The organism is Bacteroides sp. NSJ-39 (assembly GCF_014287315.1).
GTDB lineage: Bacteria > Bacteroidota > Bacteroidia > Bacteroidales > Bacteroidaceae > Bacteroides > Bacteroides finegoldii.
The window spans coordinates 1-1,325 of the sequence record NZ_JACOOB010000061.1; the positions used below are offsets into that span (position 1 = coordinate 1).

Sequence of the window (1,325 nt, forward strand, 5' to 3'; positions counted from 1 at the left end):
TAGGAGCATCAAAAATGGAAGCTTTCGCTTGTTTGGGACCGATATCAGAAGGATTTACACCAAATTTACCCAACATCTTTATCAAGTATGTAGGAGTGCCGCTACCGAACCAGTAAGAACCGAACTTGCCGTCCGCAAAAGCATTCAACAAACTGAACGGATTATAGAGGTCGGGAGACGGATAAGTGAAATGGTAACCGTCATAATTCTCCTTCAACTTCAGCAAGACCTCTTCAGGAGAAATATTCAATTTCGCAGCCAATCTCTCCATATCCTCTTTCATCTGCGTTAGCATCTCATCCTCCGTTATTCCGCAAATTGCAGCGTATGGCTCATCCATGCTGATATTCTTGATATTATTCAATTCACTAAAGATACTCAACTGAGAGAACTTGGTGATACCAGTCAAAAACACATACTTCAGATAAGGATCACAAGCCTTCAAGGGACTATAGAAATTACGCATGATATTACGCAATACGCCTAGATTTTCCTTTTCATGTACCACATCGAGCAAAGGGGCATCGTATTCGTCTATAAGAACTACGACTTGCCTACCCGTCTGCTTATAAGCACGTTCTATCAGACCTTGCAACCGCTGATTGACATAAATATCTTCCTCATTTCGTCCATAGATTCTTTCACAAATTGTCAACTTACGTTCCAACTCGCTTATTAATTCATCTTTCCCGACATGCTTCGCCGTACTCATATCGAAATGGAGCACCGGATACTCTATCCACTCTTTCTCCAACCTCTCCATAGCCAACCCTTGAAACAGGTCCTTACGACCAGAGAAATAACTATGCAAAGTAGAAGTAAGCAAAGACTTACCAAAACGGCGAGGACGGCTCAGAAACACATATTTCGCAAAATGAGTCATGCGATAAACGTATTCCGTCTTATCGATATAAAGGTAATTCTTCTCACGAATTTCAGAAAAAGTCTGTATCCCTATGGGGTATAATCTTTGCAAAGTTTCCATATCAATATCTATATTTTCTTTAGAACTACTATTATTTTTCAATCATCCAGTCTCCTATCGTACAGCGTTCACTATCAAAGTTTATCGCTACTTTCACGACCGGAAGGCCACACAAAGAGAAGCGTTCAGGATAATTCTTCAGGTTGATCTGTTCCATAGCTTCACCGGCAGTCTTATCAAGCTTCAACTCCATCACATAGAGCGTGGTTTTCGTACGAAGCACCACATCCACTCGACCACGGGGAGTACGGACTTCAATATCTACATAATAATTCAGCAGACTGAATATGACATAAAAGAGTTGCTGGTAATGCCCCTCATATTTAGTATTGTCACAATA

2 protein-coding genes are annotated in these 1,325 nt (G+C 40.8%); both read right to left on the bottom strand.

Features of this window, described 5'->3' with window-relative positions:
* The coding region (locus tag H8S63_RS19700; RefSeq protein ID WP_186927708.1) for an AAA family ATPase at positions 1-985 on the bottom strand (985 nt) is incomplete at its 3' end.
* Positions 986-1,016: 31 nt separating this feature from the next.
* Positions 1,017-1,325, bottom strand: a 309-nt coding sequence (locus H8S63_RS19705; protein WP_186927709.1) for a PD-(D/E)XK nuclease domain-containing protein, incomplete at its 5' end; no start/stop codon positions are given.